Source organism: Flavobacterium johnsoniae, from assembly GCF_030388325.1.
Taxonomy (GTDB): Bacteria; Bacteroidota; Bacteroidia; order Flavobacteriales; family Flavobacteriaceae; genus Flavobacterium; species Flavobacterium johnsoniae_C.
In genome coordinates this window covers 605,897-621,142 of the sequence record NZ_CP103794.1, presented here as the reverse complement: position 1 = coordinate 621,142, position 15,246 = coordinate 605,897, and the positions used below count along the sequence as shown (strand labels likewise).

The following is a 15,246-nucleotide window of genomic DNA, read 5'->3' as shown; positions in this document are numbered from 1 at the left end:
AAGGTGAATAAGATTATTAGATTTATAATAATTTTATATCTTTGCACCCCAATTCAGATATCTAGTTTTAGAAACGAATTGATCAAATTGATGTTGAAATGAGCAAAACAAAAGAATTTTTAATTCCTTTCGTAGGATTAAAACTAGGAAAACACCATTTTGAGTATCAGATAAATAATGAGTTTTTTAAGGATTTTGAATACGATGAGTTTCAGAGTTCGGATATAAAAGTCAAATTGCTTTTTGAAAAGAAAAGCACAATGTTAGAATTAGAATTCAAACACAAAGGAACCGTAAATGTGCCTTGTGATCTAACAGGCGAAGATTTTGATTTACCTATAAAAGGGAAAATGAAGCTTATTGTTCGCTTTGGAGATGAATTCAATAATGATAATGAAGAATTGTTGATTTTATCACATGGTGAGTTTGAAATAGATGTTGCGCAGTATATTTATGAAATGATCGCGCTTTCTGTACCTCAAAAAAGAATTCATCCAGGAGTTAAAGACGGAAGTCTGCAGACAGAAGCTTTAACAAAACTGAATGAGTTGAGTGTAAAAGAACAAAAGGAAGAGAGTAACAAAGAAGAAGATATTGACCCGCGTTGGGAAAAATTAAAGAAACTATTAACGGATAAATAATATAGTAAAATGGCACATCCTAAGAGAAAGACCTCGAAAACAAGAAGAGATAAGAGAAGAACACATTACAAAGCTACTGTAGCTCAAATCGCTACATGTCCAATTACTGGAGAAGCACATTTATACCACAGAGCTTACTGGCATGAAGGTAAAATGTACTACAGAGGGCAAGTTGTTATCGATAAATCTGAAGCGGTTGCTTAATACGTTTTTGTAAATTATACTAGAACTCTCACATAGTGAGAGTTTTTTTTGTTGGTTATAATTTTCGTTTTTTAGGAAAATATAGACAAAATCGTTTCGTTTTTTTTTGTAATTTTCAAGCCTTTTAAAAATTTTTCAAATTAATGATAATTTGGAAGGAAAATAGTAGAATATAATGAATACAATCACAGCCGCAATTACCGCTGTTGGAGGATACGTTCCTGACTTTGTTCTTACAAACAAAGTTTTAGAAACAATGGTTGAAACCAATGATGAGTGGATTACCACTCGAACAGGAATTAAAGAAAGAAGAATTCTTAAAGATGCTGATAAAGGGACATCATACCTTGCAATAAAAGCAGCACAGGACTTAATTGCAAAAGCAAATATCGATCCGTTAGAGATTGATATGATTATCATGGCAACAGCAACACCAGACATGATGGTGGCTTCTACAGGAGTATATGTTGCAACAGAAATTGGAGCTACAAATGCATTTGCATACGATTTGCAAGCAGCGTGTTCAAGTTTCTTGTACGGAATGTCTACTGCTGCGGCTTATGTGCAGTCTGGACGTTACAAAAAAGTACTTTTAATTGGTGCCGATAAAATGTCATCAATTGTAGATTATACAGACAGAGCAACTTGTATTATTTTTGGCGATGGAGCTGGTGCAGTTCTTTTCGAACCAAATTATGAAGGTTTAGGTTTGCAGGATGAATATCTAAGAAGTGATGGTGTAGGACGCGATTTTCTTAAAATCCCTGCAGGAGGTTCTTTGATTCCGCCTAGCGAAGAAACAGTAAAAAACAGACAGCACAATATTATGCAAGACGGTAAAACTGTTTTCAAATATGCTGTAACGAACATGGCAGATGCCAGCGAATTGATTTTACAAAGAAATAATTTGACAAATCAGGATGTTGACTGGTTAGTACCACACCAGGCAAACAAGCGTATTATTGATGCTACTGCTGGAAGATTAGAATTGGATGATTCTAAAGTTTTGGTAAACATTGAAAGATACGGAAATACTACTTCTGGAACTCTTCCATTAGTATTAGCTGATTTTGAAGATAAATTGAAAAAAGGAGATAATGTTATCTTTGCTGCCTTTGGTGGTGGATTCACTTGGGGATCTATCTATTTAAAATGGGCTTACGATAAGAAATAAATTAAAACTAAAAACGAATCATTATGGATTTAAAAGAAATTCAAAACCTAATCAAATTTGTTGCAAATTCGGGCGTTGCAGAAGTGAAGTTAGAAATGGATGATGTGAAAATCACGATCAGAACAACTTTAGAAACAAATGTAACTGAAGCAACTTATGTACAGCAATTACCTGCTCAAGCAGCTTTACCGCAAGCTCAAGTTCCACAAGTTACAGCTCCAACAGTTGTAAATGTAACTCCAGAAGCTCCGGCTGCTAAAGACGATTCTAAATACATTACTATAAAATCTCCAATCATTGGAACATTCTATAGAAAACCATCTCCAGACAAACCAGTATTTACTGAAGTAGGAAGTACTGTATCTAAAGGCGATGTTCTTTGTGTAATTGAAGCAATGAAATTATTCAACGAAATCGAATCTGAAGTTTCTGGTAAAATTGTAAAAATTCTAGTTGACGATATGTCTCCAGTAGAATTTGACCAACCTTTATTCTTAGTAGATCCATCATAAATTTAGATTTTAGATTTTAGATTTTAGATTGATTTATAAGCGATTTTTATTGATCATCTAAAATTATCTAATTATCAAATTGTCTAATTATCTAATTAAAGTAAGATGTTTAAAAAAATATTAATTGCGAATAGAGGAGAAATTGCACTACGTGTAATTCGTACATGTAAGGAAATGGGAATCAAAACTGTTGCAGTTTACTCTACAGCCGACGCAGAAAGTTTACACGTTAAATTTGCTGACGAAGCGGTTTGTATTGGTCCTCCTCCGAGTAACTTATCGTATTTGAAAATGTCAAATATTATTGCAGCTGCAGAAATTACAAATGCAGATGCAATTCATCCAGGTTATGGATTTCTTTCTGAGAATGCTAAATTCTCAAAAATTTGTCAAGAGCACGGAATCAAATTTATTGGTGCGGCTCCTGAAATGATCGACCGAATGGGAGATAAAGCTTCTGCAAAAGCTACAATGAAAGCGGCAGGAGTACCTTGTGTACCAGGTTCAGACGGATTATTAGAATCTTACGAACATGCACAAAAAACAGCTAAAGAAATTGGTTATCCAGTTATGATGAAAGCTACAGCTGGTGGTGGTGGAAAAGGAATGCGTGCTATCTGGAAGGAAGAAGAGCTTTTAAAAGCTTGGGAAAGCGCACGTCAAGAAGCTGCTGCAGCATTTGGAAATGACGGAATGTACATGGAGAAACTTATTGAAGAGCCACGTCATATCGAAATTCAGGTTGTTGGTGATGCTTATGGTAAAGCTTGTCACCTTTCTGAAAGAGATTGTTCTGTACAACGTCGTCACCAAAAATTAACGGAAGAAACTCCTTCTCCGTTTATGACAGATGAACTTCGTGCTAGAATGGGTGAGGCTGCTGTAAAAGCTGCTGAGTTCATTAAATATGAAGGAGCTGGAACTGTAGAGTTTTTGGTTGACAAACACAGAAACTTCTATTTCATGGAAATGAATACTCGTATTCAAGTAGAGCACCCAATCACAGAACAAGTTATTGATTATGATTTAATTCGTGAGCAAATTATGGTTGCTGCTGGAATTCCGATTTCTGGTAAAAACTATCTTCCTGAATTACATGCTATCGAATGTCGTATTAATGCTGAAGATCCTTATAATGATTTCAGACCTTCACCAGGAAAAATTACTACGCTTCATATGCCAGGAGGACACGGAGTTCGTTTAGATACTCACGTGTATTCAGGATATAGCATTCCGCCAAACTACGATTCTATGATTGCTAAGTTAATTACAACTGCACAATCTCGTGAAGAAGCTATCAGCAAAATGCGAAGAGCTCTTGATGAATTCGTAATTGAAGGTGTGAAAACTACAATTCCTTTCCACAGACAATTAATGGATGATCCAAAATATATTGCAGGAGATTATACAACTGCATTTATGGATACATTTAAAATGAATAATCCAGAATAATTATAAAGGCTGTCAATTTTTTGACAGCCTTTTTTCTTTATATAAGTTTTGAATACGTTCTTTAGATTCAACTTGATACTTGAAATTTTTCTAAGGTAACACTTTAAGTGTTTACTTATTACACACTTTTTTCTTCATTTACACACTTTTTAATATTGGCTGTTTTTTGGCATATTTAAAGAAACCCTTTAAAAATAAGGCTTTAACGGGTTTGGCACAGTTCTTTTCTTTTACGGCATAATAATTTCATTACCTAAAGCGTAAACAACTATTAATTTAAATATATACGTTATGAAAAATTTATTTTTATCAGCCGCAATTGTCTTAGGAAGTTTAACTTCATTCGCTTCAACTACACAAGTAAATAATACAATCGTAAAAACGATTTCTGTTGAAGACGAATACACTGAAATCAAATTAGAAGAATTACCAGCAGCAATTACTGAATCTTTGAAAAAAGCATATCCAGAAGCTGTAATTACTAAAGCATATAAAAACGAAAAATCTGAGTATAAACTTGATGTTACAGTAGGTGACAAAGTTGGAAATCTTTTCGCTAATGCAGACGGAACTTGGATTAAAAAATAATCTAATCTTATAGATTTTGAAAATCCAGATCAAGAATACTAAGATCAAATTAACAATATTAAAACAGAATTATCATGAAAAATTTATTTTTATCAGCCGCAATCGTTTTGGGAGGTTTAACATCATTTGCTTCAACTTCGCCAATTTCAAATACTATCGTAAAAACAATCTCTATCCAAGATGATTATACAGAGATTAAATTAGAAGAACTTCCAGCAGCCGTAACAGACGCGCTTAAAAAAGCGTATCCAGATGCAGTTTTAACAAAAGCATTTAAAAATACAAAGTCTGAATACAAGCTTGAAGTAACTGTTGGAGATAAAACAGGAAATCTATTTGCTAACGCAGATGGAACTTGGATTAAAAAATAATTAAATACTAACCCTTAAAACTATTACTATGAAAAAGTTGATTCTATCGGCAGCAATTGTTTTAGGCAGTTTGTCGATGCACGCAGAAACCACTGCTGTAGCCAACACAATGGTGCAGACAGTAAATGATCAGGATGGATATAAAGAAGTAGACGGAGTTCCAGCAGCTGTTAAAAAAGGCTTAGACGACGCTTATCCTGGTGTAGTGCTTGAAAAAGCATGGGTGAATGACAAAAAGGAGTATAAAATTGAGATAACCGTTCGAGGTGAAAAATCGATCGTTTATACCGATGCTTCTGGTAACATTCTTAAAAAATAATTTTAAACCACAATATTATGAAAAAGTTAGTTTTATCAGCGGCGATTGTGTTAGGAAGTTTATCGGTTAATGCCGCAGTTCTTCCAGCGATTTCGATCACTCAATCAGTACTTATTCAAGATGGATTTACCGAAGTAACTGCAGATGCTGTTCCGGCAGCAGTGAAGTCTACAATTGAAAAATCTTTCCCGAATACTAAGCTTGAAAAGGCTTATAAAAACGAGAAAAACGAGTATAAACTTGAGATTTCAAGTGGAGAAAAGAAGTATACTATTTTTACAGATGCTTCTGGTAACATCATCAAAAAATAATTAAAAATCAGCATCATGAAAAAGTTAATCTTATCAGCAGTAGTTCTTTTCGGAACAATGTCAATTCAAGCAAATGTATTGCCTGTTTCTAAAGACACAAAAGCAACTGTAATTGTTCAAACAGAATATACAGAAGTTACTGCAGATGCTGTGCCTGCAGCTGTTAAAACGGCTTTGCAGACGGCTTATCCAGGTGCAAAACTGGAAAAGGCATTTGTAAACGAAAAAAAAGAATACAAACTAGAAATATCAGTTGGAGACCAAAAGGCTACTGTATACTCAGATGTCAATGGTAACTGGTTGAAAATATAATTAGGTGAATTTAGATTTATGTTTTTGGTGAAAAAGAGATTGCGACGTGCAATCTCTTTTTTTTTGCATAATTTTGTGAAAATCCAATTTTAATAGTCTTATTTTAGCAAAAAACTCCCTAAAAGCAAATGCCGAAGATATTATTGATAGAAGACGACATCGCGTTTTGTAAACTATTAGAAAAATTTCTAATCAAGAAATCGTACGATGTAACCATTGCTTTCTCAGCCGCAGAAGCACGCGAAGCAATCAAAAAAGAATCGTTTGATTTGATTTTGACAGATCTTCGTTTGCCTGATTTTGACGGTATTGGATTAATGTCTGAATTTAAGAATTCTCACCCGCATATTCCAATTATTTTAATGACAGGTTACTCTGATGTAAATACTGCCGTTAAAGCAATTAAAAATGGTGCAGCAGATTATATTTCTAAACCTTTCAATCCTGATGAGGTTTTACTTGTAATTAATAATGCGCTGCAAGCTCCAAAAGAAGAAGAGGAACAAGCTCCTGCTAAAGAAAAAAAAGCGTCGAAAAAACAAACTTCTACAGAAAATGAATTTGTAAAAGGAATTTCTGTTGCTTCAAAAAAACTTTTAGATCATATTCAATTGGTTAGTCCGACTGATATGTCAGTTTTAATTATTGGTGAAAGCGGAACTGGAAAAGAAATAATTGCCAAAAGCATTCATCAGCAAAGCCAAAGAAAAAACAATAATTTTATTGCGGTTGATTGCGGAGCGATTCCGAAAGAATTAGCGGCAAGCGAGTTTTTCGGACATTTGAAAGGATCTTTTACTGGAGCAATCAGTGATAAAATGGGTTATTTTGAAGCTGCGAATGGCGGAACTATATTTTTGGATGAAATCGGCAACCTTTCGTACGAAAATCAAATTCAGTTGTTGAGAGCGCTTCAAGAAAGAAAAATTAAACCTGTTGGGAGTAATAAAGAAATAAACGTCGATATACGCATTATTACAGCTACAAACGAAGATTTGCGTGAAGCAGTAAAAAACGGCGATTTTAGAGAAGATTTATACCATAGAATCAACGAATTCTCTATTGAATCTCCATCTTTAAAAGATCGTGATGAAGATTTAATGCTTTTTGCAGATTATTTTCTTGAAAAAGCCAATCAGCAATTAAACAAAGATGTTATCGGATTTTCTCCAGAAGTGGTTTCTATTTTTCAAAATTACAATTGGCCAGGAAATTTACGCGAATTGCAAAATTGTGTAAAACGTGCCACACTTTTAACTCGCGGTGATTTTATAGAAAGTGAAGTGCTTCCTGCAGAATTTTTTCAAATTCAAAAAAACGATTCAAGTGCAGACGAAAGTTTTGCTTTGTCTGATAACGAAAAAGAAGCGATTATTCATGCCTTATCAAAAGCAAAAAATAATAAATCTGAAGCGGCTAAACTTTTAAAAATTACAAGAAAAACACTTTACAACAAATTGAAGCATTACAATATTGAATTAGAATAAAGGTGCGTCTAAAAAGAAAAAGTTTCTTTCTGTAAGCTTCGGAGAAGCAAAATATTTATAGAAAAAGAGGTTTTGTATGCAATAGAAAGCTCCAGAGGAGCGACATGTTTTTTTTGCAATTTATGTATACCGATCCTCTGGAACTTTTTTTTATCTATTAAAGATTGCAACTTTTATGAAGCCTTTTTTCTATTTAAATTTCCTGTTTTAAATTTTCGAATAACGTTTCTATTTTACTTTTCAAATCAGCAAATGTACTTTTTATATCAATTTTGTTGAGATCTTCTTTTTCCAAATCTTTAAGGAGTTCTCCAATTTCATTGGCTTGAATTTGTCTGAACATTGGCGCAATTCTATGTGCGATTGATTTTATTTCTTCATGATTTTCTTCGTTAACTGCGGTTTTTAAAGAAGCTAAATTCTCGATACTTGTTTCTATAAAAGAATTTAAAACTTCTTTCAAAGCAGATTCGTCTTTCCCCAGAAAATCATTTAAGGTTTCTAGAGAATACATTTGCGAAGAATTATGGTTTTGAACCTCAGTAGTTTCAGTTTCAGGAATTTCTTCGTGATCTAAAATATGCTGAATCGTTTCCAATAAAATCTTTGGCGAATAAGGTTTTTTTACAACCGTAGTAAAACCAGCATCTTTGTAAACAGAAAGGTCCAAATCTGTTCTTCCGGTTAAAGCAATTACAGGCTGATTTTTAAAAATAGGAAGCTCACGAAGTTTTTCCAATAACTCAAATCCGTCAATTCCTGGCATTTGAATATCCGTAATAACAAAATCAAAAGGTGTATTCTGAATGGCTTCTAAAGCCTTTTCAGGATTGCTGAAAGAAAGAACTTGATGTTGTTCTTGTCTTAAAACGCCGCAAGTCAGATTTAAAAGATTAATATCATCATCAACCACAATAAAAGTTTGTTTTTTAGTATTCTTTGCAGTTTTAGGTTTTGATGGAGCAGCGGGATTATTCTGGCTATTATCAAATATTAGAGGCAATTGGATTTTAAAAGTGCTTCCTTTTCCAAAAACACTTTCAAGGTTTAATTTACCTCCCAAAATAGAAATTATTTTCTGGCAAATTGATAATCCTAAACCAGTTCCGCCATATTTTTTTTCAATGTTTTCATTCGCTTGAGCAAATTCTTCAAAGACTAATTTCTGGTTTTCTTTCTCGATTCCGATTCCTGTATCTTGAATTGTAATGGTAAAAGACTGCTCATCATTCGCGAAAGCGGCAATTCTAATATATCCTTCTTCTGTAAATTTATAGGCATTTCCGATAATATTAGTCAGAATCTGTTTCAATCTAAATGGATCGCCAACAATACGTTTTTGAAATTTCTCATCAATATTGATAATTAAATCGATGTTTTTATGCTTGTAAACGGTTTGAATATTTCTAGCAATATCTTCAATAATTTCCGGAAGTAAAAACGGAACTTTTTCTATTGTAATTTTTCCTGCTTCTATTTTTGAAAAATCCAGCAAATCTTGAACTAACTGAGAAATATACTCAGAAGAATTTTTAATGTTTTTAACGAAATAAGATTGTTTGGTGTTAATGTCTGAATTTCCAAGAAGTTCAGAATAACCGACAATGGTGCTTAAAGGCGTTTTTAAGTCGTGACTAACTGTCGAAATTAATTGTTCGCGGCTTTTGAGCAGGTTTTTGGTTTTGAAATTAGCGATCTCCAATTGCTTTTTATAAACTTGAGATTTCGAATAATCGCTTACAATTAAAATAGAGAAAAATAAAGTCAATAATAAACCAATTACTGCCGAAGCCGTTACAATTTCATTGACTCTTTTTAATGATTTTTCTTTTAATGTATTGCTCTTTATGGAGTTGATGATGATTTCTCGTTCAATAATTCGAAGTATTTTTCTAAGCTGATCTGAAATGGCAATTTCGTTCTGAAGCAATTTATTTTCTTCAAAATTTAAAGATTCTTTTTTCTTCTCCGCTTTTAATTTTACAGAACTTAAAAGCTTTTTAGAATTCGCTAAAATCGAATCTGAAGCTTTTTTGCTTAAAGTATTTGTGCTGTCGTCTGGAATATTAGAATTCATATAATCAACATAACGCTGTAAAACGTTTCGCTGATAACTCCCTAATTGATTTGGGTTTTTGGTGAAATCCTGAAGTTCCAATTTTCTCAAATTGAACTCCATTTTGGTAATTTCATCAATGGCATTATTTACAGAAGTTTCGTCATCTGCTTTGTTTTTAATTTCTCTTAATTGCTTGATGTTTTCGGTTTTTTCAGCCAAAAAATAAGTTACACTATCTAAAAGTGTTTTTTGATATTCTGTTGTAACAATTTGTTTTAAAGTATCGATTCGTTTGCGAAGCGAATCTGTTTCGATCAAATAGTTTTTGAAATCTTTTTGAGAGTTATTTTGAATGGTTTGTCTTGCTAGACTTTCCGTTTTATAAACATTTGAGTAAAGTCTGCTTACTCGTAGTATTTTGGTTTTTTCTAAAGCAATTTTGTCTTCTAGTTTATTGTAAACAACATTTTCAGAATACAGAAACCATCCAACGGTGACAACCAAAGCTAATAATGCAACATAGCTGAATAAAACTTTTATTGCGGTGTAACTTTTTTTAGTCTCCATATTTTATTGAAGGATTTGGGAAATTTGGTCCCGAAGCTTCGGGATTAAAACATTGCAATTTATCTAAAAAAATCTGTTTTCGGAAACCTAAACCTTTCGAATCTGTTATATAATTGTCATGTTTGAAAACAAAAACAGCTGTAGATTATGTAAAATCTACGGCTGTTTTTTTATAATTTTTTAATGATTATAAAGTTTCGCTTAGCCATTTAAAAAATTCGCCTTGCCAAACTTGAGCATTTTGCGGTTTTAAAACCCAATGATTTTCATCTGGAAAATACACAAATCTACTTTTGATTCCTCTTAATTGAGCTGCTTGAAAAGCTTCTTGTCCTTGTCCGATTGGAACACGGTAATCTTTTCCGCCTTGGAAAATCAAAATTGGTCTGTTCCAATTCTGAACCAAAGTTGCAGGGTTAAAAGTCGTGTAAGCTTTTTGTGCTACAGCATTATCTTTTTCCCAATAAGCGCCACCAAAATCCCAGTTGTTAAAGAAAACTTCTTCTGTTGTTCCTAACATAGAAACGGTATTGAAAACACCATCGTGAGCAATAAAAGTTTTGAAACGGTTTTTGTGAATTCCAGCTAAATAAAATACCGAATATCCTCCATAACTTGCACCAACGCAACCTAAACGAGATTTATCAACGTAGCTTTCTTTTGCAACATCATCAATTGCAGAAAGGTAATCATCCATAACTTGTCCGCCCCAATCTTTACTAATTTGTTCATTCCATTCAACACCGTGACCTGGCATTCCGCGGCGGTTTGGTGCAACAACTACATAACCTTTTGCAGCCATTAAAGAGAAATTCCAACGGTAAGAATACGATTGTGTCAATGCACTTTGCGGCCCGCCTTGGCAATATAATAATGTTGGATATTTTTTTGAAGCATCAAAATTTGGAGGTAAAATTACCCAAACCAACATTTTTTTACCGTCGGTTGTTGTAACATAACGTCTTTCTGTTTTGCTTAACGCTAAAGATTTGTAAGTTTCTGTATTTACGTTAGAAAGCTGTTTCCAAGTGTTTTTCTTCAAATTAAAACTATAAATTTCAGCAGCGTGATTCATATCGTTTCTTGTTACGATAAGATCATCTCCAGAAAATCCAACTAAATCATTAACATCAAAATCTCCTTTTGTTATTTGGTTAACGTTGATCGCGATTTTAGTTAAACCTGGAAAATTAACAGAGAAGATTTGTTTTGTTCCGTCAATTGGCGCTACAAAAAATACTGTTTTTCCGTCTTTGCTCCAGATAAAATTATCTACAGTTCCGTCCCAGTTTGCAGTCAGATTTGTTTTGATACCTTTAAATTCAACAATAATATCGTTTTTATCAGACTCATAACCATCGCGTTTCATTTGCAACCAAGTTAAATTTCCTGTCGAAGAAAATTGCGGAGCCGTATCGTAACCTAAATTACCGTCGGTTTTATTAACTGTTTTTTGAGTTTCTAAATTGTACTCGTAAATATCAGTATTTGTAGAAATTGCGTAAGCCGTTCCTGCTTTTTTCTTGCAAACATAAAAAATACTTTTGCTGTCTGGCGACCAGATATAATCTTCGTCGCCGCCAAATGGTTTTTGCGGAGAATCGAAAGTTTCACCTTTCAAGATGTCAATTCCTTTTGCGCCATCTTTGTTTTCTTTATAAAAAACATGGTTAAATTTTCCTTCGTTCCAAGTATCCCAATGACGATAATCTAATCCGTCGTAGATTTGAGCGTCAGATTTTGTTAAGTTTGGATAAAAATCTTTACCTAAAACTTTATCGATTTTTACTTCTTCATTATAAACAACATATTTTCCGTCAGGAGAAATATTTTTGTCTGCCAAAATATCTTTTGTGTCTTTAATTTCAACTGCATTTCCTCCAGTTACAGGAATCGTATACAATTTTGAAGACGATTTATTTTCTTCTACAGAAGGCGTAGAAACTTTAAAAACCACATTTTTTGCATCTTTAGAAATGCCAAGAGGTGTTACTCTTCCTAATTTCCATAACAATTCTGGCGACATTACATTCTGTCCGATAGCGCTTAAACTCATCATTATTAAGGTTGTTAATAATACTTTTTTCATAATCAATTATTCTATTTTTTGTGGCGCTAAAAGTACGAATATAATTTTGCAACAAAATGTTAAAAAGGTTTTAAACCATATAAGTTATATAAGTTCATTTAAACAGTAATAAATGGTTTTCTCTTTACCATTAGGAGATTAAGAAAATTAAGTACTACTTCTTATATAAATTAATTTCTTAATGATTGGTTTTAAAAATGAAATCTTTAAAAACTCAATTTAAATGAACTTATATAACTTATATGGTTCAAAAAAATCATTATTTTTATAAAAAACTCTAAAAATGGAATTGAGCTATTGGGAACTAAAAAACTGGTTTACAGCTATTGACTGCACCATTGTGGGAAGTGGAATTGTTGGTCTACATACTGCATTACGCTTACGCGAAAGATTTCCTGTTGCCAAAATTCTCGTTCTCGAAAGAGGAATGTTGCCGCAAGGCGCAAGCACAAAAAATGCTGGTTTTGCCTGTTTCGGAAGTCTTTCTGAAATTTTAGATGATTTAAAAACACATTCTGAAGAAGACGTTGTGGCTCTAATTGAAAAACGCTGGAAAGGTCTTCAATTGCTTCGAAAAAAACTCGGAGATTCTGCAATCGATTTTAAACCTCATGGCGGATATGAATTGTTTTTGAAAGAAGACGAATCTGGATTTAATGAATGTATTTCGAAAATTCCGTTTATTAATGAAGTTCTAAAACCAATTTTTAAAGCCGATGTTTTTTCTAAAGAAATAGACCGTTTTGGATTTGAAAACATTCAGGAATATTTAGTTTTTAATCCGTTTGAAGCGCAGATCGATACGGGAAATATGATGCAGGAATTATTGAAACAAGCTATTTCTTCAGATATTTTAATTCTAAATCAACAAACCGTTACTTCTTACGCCGATGCAGGAAATCACGTTGAAGTGGTTTTGAATGATTTTAGTTTTAAAACGCAAAAACTGCTTTTTGCTACAAACGGTTTTTCGGAATCTCTAACAAATGGAGCCGTAAAACCTGCAAGAGCACAAGTTTTAATTACAGAACCAATTCACAATTTAGACATAAAAGGAACGTTTCATTTAGATAAAGGGTATTATTATTTTAGAAATATCAACGATCGAATTTTATTGGGCGGCGGCAGAAATCTAGATTTTGAAGGCGAAACCACAACCGAATTTGGACAGACGAAAATTATTCAAAATAAATTGGAAGATTTACTGAAAAATGTAATTTTACCAAATCAGGATTTTCAGATTGCCCATCGTTGGAGCGGCATTATGGGAATCGGAAACAGCAAAAATCCTGTTGTAACTCAACTATCTGAAAACGTGTTTTGTGGAGTGCGTTTAGGCGGAATGGGAGTTGCAATAGGCAGTTTAATAGGAACCGAATTAGCAGATTTAATATAATGGCAGCACCCAAAAAACCAGCACCAAAAAAAACAACCGCAGCGAAACCAAAACCAAAATCGTCTCCTAAAAAAGGAAATCGATCTTTGGGAGAAAAAATAAAATGGTTCTTTATCAAAGCTGCTTTATGGTTTTTTGGATTATCTATTGGTTCAGTTATTTTCTTCAAATATGTGCCAGTTCCTTTTACTCCGTTAATGCTTATTCGTGCCATCGAAAATAAACTTGGCGGAAAAGAAGTGTATTTTGACCATGATTGGGAACCACTCGAAAAAATTTCAATGAATTTGCAAAAAGCCGTAATTGCCAGCGAAGACGCCACTTTTTTAACGCATAATGGTTTTGATTTTAAGGCACTTCAAAAAGCATATAAAAGCAACGAACGCGGACGCAGAATTCGTGGCGGAAGTACAATTTCGCAACAAACTGCTAAAAATGTCTTTTTATGGCAAGGAAAAAGTTATTTGCGTAAAGGTCTTGAAGCTTATTTTACAGTTTTAATAGAAATTATCTGGGGCAAAGAACGTATTATGGAAGTTTATCTAAATAGTATCGAAATGGGAGATGGTGTTTACGGTGCTTATGCAGCTACAGAACATTGGTATCGTCGAGATGCGTCGAGTTTGACAGCAATGCAGGCGGCTGGAATTGCGGCAATTCTGCCAAATCCTAGAAAATTTAAAGCTACAGGTTCTTCAAGTTATATTAATAGAAGAAAAGAAAGAATTGTTCGCGAAATGCGTTACGTTGGAAAAATAAATTATAATGGTACAGAAAAAGAGAAGTAAAAAAAAGCTTTTTGCTTTTCTAATATTGACAGCAACGCTCACTTTTGGACAAGGAAAAAAAACAGAAATAGGTTTTATTTCAGACAATGATTTGTATACATCTTCTAAAAATGACATGTATTATACCAATGGTTTGGAGCTTTTTTACCGATTTTTGAGTAAAAATGACAACCAGAAAATCAATAAAGAAATTACCGAATTTAGAATTGGGCAATATCTTTACAATCCGAGATTTATAAATGCCGAAGCTGTTGATATAAACGATCGTCCTTTTGCAGGTTATCTTTTTGCCGAAGTTGGAAAAAGCTTTTTTTACCAAAGTGAATCAGTTTTGAAGACCGATTTTCAAATTGGTTTTCTTGGCCCGAATGCTTTTGGAGAAGAATTGCAAGAAGGATTTCACAAAATTATTGGCTATAAAAAAGTATTTGGCTGGGAAAATCAAATTCATAATGCTTTAGGATTACAAGCGCATGTCATGTATTCTAAAAAACTATTTCCATCAAAGCACAATGATTTTGTAGATCTTCATTGGCAATCTGAAGCTAATTTGGGAACTATTTTTACTGGAGTTTCTACAGGATTTATGGCTAGATTTGGTTTTAAAAATTTACTTCCAATTTATGATTCTAATATGCATGATGCTTCGGTAAATGCTGAAGAACGCCTAAATATTAGAGAATTTTATTTTTATGCAGCACCAAGTGTCAATTATCAGTTTTATGACGCAACGATTGAAGGCAGTATGTTTAATGATACAAGTCCGATTACTTTTGATTTGGAACCGCTTCGTTTTAATGCAGAAGCTGGTTTAAAATATCGCTATAACAATTTCAATATTTCATATTCTTTTATTTATCGCGGACGAGAATTAAAAGATCCTGGAATTGATACTAATAAAGGCTACTTTTTTGGTTCGATTAGGATGGGGTTTTTGTTGAAGTAATTTCTTTAAGAGGTTGTGTTTTTCATTCCG

The 15,246-nt window shown here is 33.2% G+C and carries 16 protein-coding genes; 14 read left to right on the top strand and 2 right to left on the bottom strand.

Going from position 1 to position 15,246, the window contains the following annotated elements:
- Positions 1–98: 98 nt before the first annotated feature.
- The 11 genes from NYQ10_RS02955 to NYQ10_RS02905 all read left to right on the top strand — a co-directional run bounded on the left by NYQ10_RS02955 (position 99) and on the right by NYQ10_RS02905 (position 7,371).
- The gene (locus NYQ10_RS02955) at positions 99–641 is read left to right on the top strand and encodes a YceD family protein (RefSeq protein ID WP_289878818.1); all 543 of its coding nucleotides are present in this window, start codon (positions 99–101) and stop codon (positions 639–641) included.
- Positions 642–650: 9 nt separating this feature from the next.
- Entirely contained in the window at positions 651–845 is a 195-nt protein-coding gene (gene rpmF / locus NYQ10_RS02950; protein WP_008465217.1) for a 50S ribosomal protein L32, read from the top strand.
- Positions 846–1,020: 175 nt separating this feature from the next.
- Positions 1,021–2,019 (top strand): beta-ketoacyl-ACP synthase III, encoded by a 999-nt coding sequence (locus NYQ10_RS02945; protein WP_276171884.1) that lies wholly within the window; start codon positions 1,021–1,023, stop codon positions 2,017–2,019.
- 23 nt (positions 2,020–2,042) lie between these two features.
- Positions 2,043–2,531, top strand: a complete 489-nt coding sequence (gene accB, locus NYQ10_RS02940) for an acetyl-CoA carboxylase biotin carboxyl carrier protein (protein ID WP_276171885.1) — start codon at positions 2,043–2,045, stop codon at positions 2,529–2,531.
- 105 nt (positions 2,532–2,636) lie between these two features.
- Positions 2,637–3,983 carry an acetyl-CoA carboxylase biotin carboxylase subunit gene (accC, locus tag NYQ10_RS02935; protein ID WP_179001924.1) on the top strand — a complete coding sequence of 449 codons (1,347 nt, stop codon included), beginning with the start codon at positions 2,637–2,639 and terminating at the stop codon, positions 3,981–3,983.
- A gap of 291 nt (positions 3,984–4,274) precedes the next feature.
- The gene (locus NYQ10_RS02930) at positions 4,275–4,571 is read left to right on the top strand and encodes a hypothetical protein (protein ID WP_229355619.1); all 297 of its coding nucleotides are present in this window, start codon (positions 4,275–4,277) and stop codon (positions 4,569–4,571) included.
- Positions 4,572–4,645: 74 nt separating this feature from the next.
- A complete protein-coding gene (locus NYQ10_RS02925; protein ID WP_276171887.1) occupies positions 4,646–4,942 on the top strand; it encodes a hypothetical protein in 297 nt (98 codons plus the stop codon).
- Positions 4,943–4,970: 28 nt separating this feature from the next.
- Positions 4,971–5,261, top strand: coding sequence for a hypothetical protein (locus NYQ10_RS02920; protein ID WP_289878817.1), 291 nt, complete (start codon positions 4,971–4,973; stop codon positions 5,259–5,261).
- A gap of 17 nt (positions 5,262–5,278) precedes the next feature.
- The gene (locus NYQ10_RS02915) at positions 5,279–5,572 is read left to right on the top strand and encodes a PepSY-like domain-containing protein (protein WP_276171889.1); all 294 of its coding nucleotides are present in this window, start codon (positions 5,279–5,281) and stop codon (positions 5,570–5,572) included.
- A 15-nt stretch (positions 5,573–5,587) separates the two neighbouring features.
- Positions 5,588–5,884 (top strand): hypothetical protein, encoded by a 297-nt coding sequence (locus NYQ10_RS02910; RefSeq protein WP_289878816.1) that lies wholly within the window; start codon positions 5,588–5,590, stop codon positions 5,882–5,884.
- Positions 5,885–6,012: 128 nt separating this feature from the next.
- On the top strand, positions 6,013–7,371 hold the full coding sequence (locus NYQ10_RS02905; protein ID WP_289878815.1) for a sigma-54-dependent transcriptional regulator: 1,359 nt from the start codon (positions 6,013–6,015) through the stop codon (positions 7,369–7,371).
- A gap of 193 nt (positions 7,372–7,564) precedes the next feature.
- Here NYQ10_RS02905 and NYQ10_RS02900 read toward each other — a convergent pair whose 3' ends face one another.
- Positions 7,565–9,997 (bottom strand): ATP-binding protein, encoded by a 2,433-nt coding sequence (locus NYQ10_RS02900; RefSeq protein ID WP_289878814.1) that lies wholly within the window; start codon positions 9,995–9,997, stop codon positions 7,565–7,567.
- Positions 9,998–10,184: 187 nt separating this feature from the next.
- Entirely contained in the window at positions 10,185–12,086 is a 1,902-nt protein-coding gene (locus NYQ10_RS02895) for a S9 family peptidase (RefSeq protein WP_289878813.1), read from the bottom strand.
- 283 nt (positions 12,087–12,369) lie between these two features.
- Here NYQ10_RS02895 and NYQ10_RS02890 point away from each other — a divergent pair, with 283 nt between their 5' ends.
- Genes NYQ10_RS02890 through NYQ10_RS02880 form a run of 3 tightly spaced genes read left to right on the top strand, consistent with a single transcriptional unit; the run spans position 12,370 to position 15,216 of the window.
- Positions 12,370–13,482, top strand: coding sequence for an NAD(P)/FAD-dependent oxidoreductase (locus NYQ10_RS02890; RefSeq protein WP_289878812.1), 1,113 nt, complete (start codon positions 12,370–12,372; stop codon positions 13,480–13,482).
- Complete coding sequence (gene mtgA, locus NYQ10_RS02885) at positions 13,482–14,270, top strand: monofunctional biosynthetic peptidoglycan transglycosylase (RefSeq protein ID WP_289878811.1); 789 nt, start codon at positions 13,482–13,484, stop codon at positions 14,268–14,270. The genes NYQ10_RS02890 and mtgA overlap by 1 nt, the downstream gene beginning before the upstream one ends.
- Positions 14,248–15,216 carry a lipid A deacylase LpxR family protein gene (locus tag NYQ10_RS02880; protein ID WP_289878810.1) on the top strand — a complete coding sequence of 323 codons (969 nt, stop codon included), beginning with the start codon at positions 14,248–14,250 and terminating at the stop codon, positions 15,214–15,216. Before mtgA ends, NYQ10_RS02880 begins: the two co-directional genes overlap by 23 nt.
- Positions 15,217–15,246 lie beyond the last annotated feature (30 nt).